Source organism: Methanobrevibacter sp. (assembly GCF_045126245.1).
Lineage (GTDB): Archaea > Methanobacteriota > Methanobacteria > Methanobacteriales > Methanobacteriaceae > Methanocatella.
This window is the reverse complement of record NZ_JBGVOG010000050.1, coordinates 1-6,411: the sequence shown is the minus strand read 5'-3', so window position 1 is coordinate 6,411 and position 6,411 is coordinate 1. Positions and strand designations below refer to the sequence as shown.

At 35.9% G+C, this 6,411-nt stretch carries 7 protein-coding genes and 1 riboswitch; of the genes, 3 read left to right on the top strand and 4 right to left on the bottom strand.

Annotated elements, in window-relative coordinates; translation table 11 throughout:
• Together ACJMLZ_RS03885 and ribB are read left to right on the top strand one after the other, a co-directional pair.
• The coding region (locus ACJMLZ_RS03885) for a DUF120 domain-containing protein (RefSeq protein ID WP_405304044.1) at positions 1–108 on the top strand (108 nt) is incomplete at its 5' end.
• 174 nt (positions 109–282) lie between these two features.
• A riboswitch (FMN riboswitch) is annotated at positions 283–418 on the top strand.
• Between the two features lie 51 nt (positions 419–469).
• Positions 470–1,153 (top strand): 3,4-dihydroxy-2-butanone-4-phosphate synthase, encoded by a 684-nt coding sequence (gene ribB / locus ACJMLZ_RS03880; protein ID WP_405304043.1) that lies wholly within the window; start codon positions 470–472, stop codon positions 1,151–1,153.
• Here the strand turns inward: ribB and ACJMLZ_RS03875 are convergent, their stop codons facing one another.
• The 3 genes from ACJMLZ_RS03875 to gatA all read right to left on the bottom strand — a co-directional run bounded on the left by ACJMLZ_RS03875 (position 1,154) and on the right by gatA (position 4,552).
• Complete coding sequence (locus ACJMLZ_RS03875; protein WP_405304042.1) at positions 1,154–1,564, bottom strand: hypothetical protein; 411 nt, start codon at positions 1,562–1,564, stop codon at positions 1,154–1,156. It abuts the gene before it with no gap.
• Positions 1,564–3,057 carry a DJ-1/PfpI family protein gene (locus ACJMLZ_RS03870; RefSeq protein WP_405304041.1) on the bottom strand — a complete coding sequence of 498 codons (1,494 nt, stop codon included), beginning with the start codon at positions 3,055–3,057 and terminating at the stop codon, positions 1,564–1,566. The genes ACJMLZ_RS03875 and ACJMLZ_RS03870 overlap by 1 nt, the downstream gene beginning before the upstream one ends.
• A 124-nt stretch (positions 3,058–3,181) precedes the next feature.
• Positions 3,182–4,552, bottom strand: coding sequence for an Asp-tRNA(Asn)/Glu-tRNA(Gln) amidotransferase subunit GatA (gatA, locus tag ACJMLZ_RS03865; RefSeq protein WP_405304040.1), 1,371 nt, complete (start codon positions 4,550–4,552; stop codon positions 3,182–3,184).
• 103 nt (positions 4,553–4,655) lie between these two features.
• Here gatA and ACJMLZ_RS03860 point away from each other — a divergent pair, with 103 nt between their 5' ends.
• Complete coding sequence (locus ACJMLZ_RS03860) at positions 4,656–5,450, top strand: HAD family hydrolase (RefSeq protein ID WP_405304039.1); 795 nt, start codon at positions 4,656–4,658, stop codon at positions 5,448–5,450.
• Positions 5,451–5,513: 63 nt separating this feature from the next.
• Here ACJMLZ_RS03860 and ACJMLZ_RS03855 read toward each other — a convergent pair whose 3' ends face one another.
• Entirely contained in the window at positions 5,514–6,194 is a 681-nt protein-coding gene (locus ACJMLZ_RS03855) for a sugar phosphate isomerase/epimerase family protein (RefSeq protein WP_405304038.1), read from the bottom strand.
• Between the last annotated feature and the right edge of the window lie 217 nt (positions 6,195–6,411).

Here is a 6,411-nt window from a genome sequence, read left to right as displayed (position 1 = left end):
CCAGCTAAAACAACTCATGAAGAAAATTATTTGGAATTCATCGCTAAAGATAAGTTAAGGGATGAGTTGAATCTTGAGGATGGAGATATTGTAACTTTGGAGTTTTAATTTCTGTTTTCTATTTCTTTTTTTATTTTTATTATTTCATCTTCGCTCATGTCAATGTACTCTTTTATTTTTTCTATGTCTCGCTGTTTTTCAGCATTTTAATTATTTTAAAATTAGGAAATTTTCCATGTAATTATACCAAAAAGTATTTTATATATGATTAATATATTTGATAATACGTTCTCAGGGCGGGGTGCGATTCCCCACCGGTGGTGATTTTTAAAACAAAATAAGTCCACGAGCACGGAAACGTGTTGATTTGGTGAGATTCCAAAACCGACGGTGATAGTCCGGATGGAAGAGAAGTAATAGTTGTTTAGTTATTTTTAGCCCTGGTTCTAGTAAATAAGGAGATATTACTATGAATCAAGAAACAAACTTAGATAAAGCTTTAGAAGCTATAAGAAATGGTGAATTTGTATTAGTTTTTGATGATGATGACAGGGAAGGGGAAGTCGATATGATTATCGCTTCTGAATTTGTTACTCCTAAATCAATAGCTACCATGAGAAATGATGCTGGTGGTTTAATCTGCAATTGTTTACATGCTGATTTTTGTGATGCTATCCACTTGCCGTTTATGGTTGATATTATGGAAGCAGCAAGTGAAAAATACCCAGAGCTTGCAAAACTCGCACCAAATGATATTCCTTATGATGAAAGATCTTCATTTTCTGTCTGGACCAATCATAGAAAATCTTTTACTGGCGTAACTGACCATGACAGGGCAATGACCATTAGTGAAATGGCAAAAATGATGAGGGATGAAAGATTTGATGAATTTGGAGCAACTTTCAGATCTCCAGGTCATGTATGTCTCTTGAGAGGAGCAGATGGATTGGTTAAAAATAGACAAGGACACACTGAAATCGGTCTTGCATTATGTGAACTGGCCGGTGTCACTCCTGTTTGTGTCGTTTGTGAGATGATGGACGGTGAAACCGGACAAGCTACTTCAATCGCTGATGCTCGAAAATACGCCGAAGAAAATAATTTGGTCTTGCTTAGAGGCGAAGACATTATCAATAAATATTTGGAAGAATAGTTATTTGTTCATTGTTTTTTCATGAATGTAATTTGCTATGAATTGGGTATTCTGTTGTATTTTGTATGAGTTGTAAATGCTGAATACAACATATTTTCCATCATTCATCTTTATTTCCAAGCCATCTCTTACTTCTTTACTTTTACCTATTGCGGTAATCTTATCCCATTTTATTCTCAGTGTTTTGGTTTTCAGTGCCTTTTCTATGTGAATTCCATCTTCCAATATTTTAACGATTTTTACAACCCGCCTGTTGGTGTCGGATTGAACTTGTATGTTTCCATTTTCGTCAAACACATAGTCCGGAATCAGGCAACTGGCCTTCCAGCCTTGTTTCATCTTTTTTAGGACATGTGCCCTATCCTTTTTTGTAAGTTTCACACCAGGTTCAGGGCTTAGATTCAATGCCATTATATCACAATTCCTTTAATTTCATCAAATGAGTAAATTTTTTCAAATTCGACTTCACGGGCCATTGCGATGATTTTTTCAATGTCCAAGTTTTCTTCTATCAGATTAAGGGCATGGCTTGTAAACAGTTCATATCTTATTTCAACTTCAGGAATGAATCCTCTCATATCCGCAGATTTAAGTTTTGGAAGTTTTAGGATGTTTTCGACATTTGTATTTTCTCTGATATAAGGAACTACGGTATCAAATATATTCTCATTGTAAACTTTATTCAAGAGTATCGCTTCTACTGATACTCCAAGCTTGTTCAGCATGTTTGCATGTGCCACTATATCAACTGCAGCCGATTCTATTCCACCTTTGTTTACTCCTGTAGCCAATATCATTGGAATTTTTGCAGACATTGCAATTTCAGCTGCAGAAAAAGGCACCTTTTCATTTAAAAGTCCGGTAAATACGCTCATGACACCTTCTATCAATACAATGTCATAATCAGAATTGTTCAGTATATTTATTGTAGATTCTATGTCTTTCCAACCCAAGTGTCCAATTTTTACAGAGGCGAAATCTTCCATTTTTCCCTTTGTCAAGTATAATCCCGGTATAATGTCGCGGACATCAGGACCGACTTTTAGAAGAGCCACCTTATAGCCTCTTTTTCTGATTGCACCTGCCAGACCTGTTAGAATAAATGTTTTACCTGAATCGGATCCATTGCTTCCAATCATCAGATATTTAGGTTTTTTGTTAGGGGTTATTTTTGGTATTTTAATTCCGCTGTTTATTCCGACTTCCTCCTGAAGGAATTTTTTGACTTGCCTGTTTCTATTGTATATGTCGTCGAGATTTTTTATGCCTATTTGCTCTTTGATGTTTTCTACAAGAATCGGATTTTCATCCAGTATTCCATGAATCATGGTTCCGATAACGTTTCCATCATCGTTGCATGCACCGGAAAATATATTATATTCACCTTTTTCATTTGTGTCTCCATAATTCATCCTTTGAACTTGCGAATAGAACAGAGGTTTGGCATCCCCTTCAACCTTACCGTAGGTATGTGTGTGAAATCCGTTGACGTCTTCTGTCTGGTTTTTCACCAAAAATGAGTTGTCAAAGACTTTTGCCTTTACCCTGTCACTTGTAATCAATGGTGAGAAATCAACATCGATAAGTCCAAGACCCTCTTTGACAATGGGCACGGGAGATTTTCTGCCGATGTCAATCTGGTTGGATAGAAGCTGAAAACCGGCACAGATTCCAATGATTGGCTTTCCGTCTCTGGCCATCTTTTTGATTTCACTATTCAAATCCATGTTGATGTCATTGGATTCGATCAATGTTCCTCCCGGAATAATTAAAGCGTCTAATTCTTCGGAAGCTTTATTACCGTCGACAAGTCCATTTTCTTTAACAATGTCTGTCGGTAAATTTCCGAAATCTTCAAATCCCGGAACAGCTCCACTAACATAAGCAAGTCCAATTCTTGTCATAAAAATAACCTCTTGATTATAAATTATATTTTGTAAGTTATAAAATTTTAGAGGTACATTTCAAGTGTAAAAAATGTATAGTGATTTTGTGAAAAATATGAAAAAACAATAAAAAAGAGATAAACTATTGAGTGTTTTCAAATACACTCATAGCTTTAATTATTTTCAAGTCATCTAAAGGTTTTGCCTGAATTTGCAAACCGACAGGAATGCCTTCAACTTCACCTGCAGGAATGCTTGCTGCAGGAATACCTGCCAAGTTAGCTATTACGGTTAAGATATCGTAGGCATACATTTCCATAGGCTCCAATTCCTGACCTATTTCGTGAGGAAGTTTTGGAACTGTAGGTCCCACAATCAAATCAACGTTTTCAAGCATTGCGGTGATTTCACCTCTGATTACAGATCTTGCTTTCAGCGCCTGTTTATAGTATTTTCCACTGAATTCAGCTTCGGCAATATGTGAACCGATTTTGATTCTTCTTAAAACTTCATCTCCACATACTTCTTCAATTCTGGATCCGTAATCCCTTCCGTCATATTTTCTTGTAGCTGAGAAGAATTCCACATAGTTGATCAGGTAATATGTAGGAAGACAAAGGTCAATGTAGTCAAAACTCACTTCAACAAGTTCGGCGCCTGCATCGACTAATTTATTGATGGCCTTATTAACTGTTTTGTTGATTTCCTCATCTGTAACATCAATGAATTCCTTACATACAGCTATTTTCATGCCTTCTAAACTGGTGTCATCCAATACACTTGTAAAGTCAGGCTTATCCCAGTTTAGTGTTGTGCATTCGGTTTCATCATATTTTGCAATGGTATTCAATGCCAAAGCAATACCGCTCACGTCTCTGGCCAATGGTCCGATTTGGTCCAGACTCATTGACAAATCAAGCAGTCCCTGTCTTGAAACCGCACCGTATGTTGGCTTGAATCCAATTACTCCGCAGTGTGATGCAGGGTTCCTGATGGATCCTCCGGTATCGGACCCTATTGAAATGTCGCACATGTCAGCTGCAATGGCCGCTGCACATCCGCCGGATGAACCTCCAGGGATTCTTCCCATTGCCGCAGGGTTTTGGGTAGATCCATAGTATGAAGTTTCAGTTGAACTTCCAGCCGCAAATTCATCCATATTTAAAATACCTATGATGATTCCGTCTTCAGCCAGGATTTCATTCACGACTGTTGCATTATAGCTTCCGATATAGTCTTCTAAGGTTTTGGAAGCCGCTGAAATAATCATGTCTTCAACATTAATGTTTGCTTTTATACCAAATACCAAACCAGCCAAAGCGCCTACATCTTCACCATTTGCAATTTTTTCATCAATCTCTTCTGCTTGCTTTAATGCATTTTCATAGTTTAATTCTATAAATGCATTAATGGTTTCGTTATTCTCATCAATAACTTTAATGTAGCTTTCTACATTTTCTTTAGCTGTCATTTCTCCATTTTTAATGGAGTTTAACTTTTCAATAACGTTCATTAAAACACCTAGTAATCGTAATATATAATGTTAATATTCTATTTTTTAAGGTTTATATATTTAATAGAAAAATTTAATTTTATTCATATACAAATTAATCAACATGAAAAAAGCTGTTGTATTTGATAACTCAGGAACATTGATAGAGCGATACAGAGTCATCAAAGATGTATTGAATGGCAATATATTTACTGACATCAATTCACTGGACTTGATTGATGCAGCTGACTCCTTAGCTTTGGTAGTCCTTCAATTCAACACAAATAAGCTTTTAAAATTGGATCCAAATACTTTGATTTCCGATGTAATTCAGGAGTATGACATTGATTTTGATGTAAGCTTTTCAACAAGGCAGGTTTCAAAGGCCGAAGTCAAGGAAATTCTTGAAAATGAAACCGATTCCAAAATTTCAGACATTACCGATGGATTTGATATTTTAAGGGAGAAGATTCCCCACATGGAATTATGTAATGGGTCAGCTTTGATTGTTGACATTGATTTGGGCGTTGTCGCATATACAATTACTTCAGCGGGAAAATTTTTCCCTAAGGTTTTTGAAACTGTTGAAACGTTAAAGTCCCGTGGAATTGAAATTTATATTGCATCCGGAGACAGAAAGGGAGCCATCAATAAGTTAGCCAATCTGCTTGATGTTCCCGAAGACAATGCATACGGAACTGTTTCAACAAGGGGCAAATGTGAAGTTGTATCCATTTTAAAAGAGGCAGGTTACAAAGTAATGATGGTTGGAGATGGCCTTAATGATATTTTGGCATTTAAAAAAGCTGATGTCAGTGTCCTGACTATCGAACAGCAGGAGGAGGTATCTCCAAAGATGATGGACAAGACAGATTATGTTATCGAAGACATTTTTGAGGTTACCATGATTGATTTTTAACTTTATTTTTTTGGATGTAATAACTTATAACTTATAACAAATAACTTATAAAAAATAATAAAATTATAGGTTTTCAATAACCTCCTTACTTTTCAAAATGTTATCAAAGTTATTTAGCTCAATGATAGCCGTATCAATCTTTTTAAGCAGATTCAAGTCAAGGGTACCTTCACCTAATGTAATGTGCTGATCCTTAACACCGTCATTATCATTTAAATGACAGTAGCTGATGTTTTTCAGTGAAAGCATTTCCTCCAGGTTTCCGCATGTATTCCCATGTCCGGTATCGATGGTCAAGCTGCAGTCTGTTGCTTCCTGTATCATTTCGATTTCTTCAACAGTATTTCCCAAAAACTTGCCTCTCACAGGCATGTTTTCAACTGAAACCTCCACATTTGTGTTGTCTATGATTTCCCCGACACTTTCTACTGCAATTTCCAATGCGCATTTTCTAAGGCGCGGTTCGTTACGGCCGATAATTCCCGGGTGAACGGTTATAGTCTTTGCGTTTATGCTTTCTGCATATTGACCGCATTGAATCATTTGCTTTATGCTTTCCTTTCTTATTCCCTTATTTAGGCTTGCGATATTGATGTCGACTGTTGCGGCATGTATCCTCACATCCAGTCCGCAGTCCTTATATTCAAGGTTTTCTTTTTCAAAAAAAGGACCTTCACCCAATATTTCTATCATTTCAAATTCATGTTTTTTAGCTAAATTGATGATGTCATTATTAGGTTGCATAAACAAAGCTAGCGTAGTAAAACCTAATTTCATAAAGAATATTTTATTTTTTTAATTTCTTAAAATTATCTAATACATAGACTTATTAACTTTTATTTTTATACTCTAATCAAGGGAAGTAATATTATGGAAACAATAGAAAAATTAAAAAGCGAAAATATGAACATAGCAGATAAGATTTATATTTTCGATACTACATTAAGGGACGGTGAGCAAA

Excerpts from the sequence above, each read along its gene's own strand:
- ribB (WP_405304043.1), top strand. The coding sequence starts at position 470 with ATGAATCAAGAAACAAACTTAGATAAAGCTTTAGAAGCTATAAGAAAT.
- ACJMLZ_RS03875 (WP_405304042.1), bottom strand. The coding sequence starts at position 1,564 with ATGGCATTGAATCTAAGCCCTGAACCTGGTGTGAAACTTACAAAAAAG.
- ACJMLZ_RS03870 (WP_405304041.1), bottom strand. The coding sequence starts at position 3,057 with ATGACAAGAATTGGACTTGCTTATGTTAGTGGAGCTGTTCCGGGATTT.
- gatA (WP_405304040.1), bottom strand. The coding sequence starts at position 4,552 with ATGAACGTTATTGAAAAGTTAAACTCCATTAAAAATGGAGAAATGACA.
- ACJMLZ_RS03860 (WP_405304039.1), top strand. The coding sequence starts at position 4,656 with ATGAAAAAAGCTGTTGTATTTGATAACTCAGGAACATTGATAGAGCGA.
- ACJMLZ_RS03855 (WP_405304038.1), bottom strand. The coding sequence starts at position 6,194 with ATGCAACCTAATAATGACATCATCAATTTAGCTAAAAAACATGAATTT.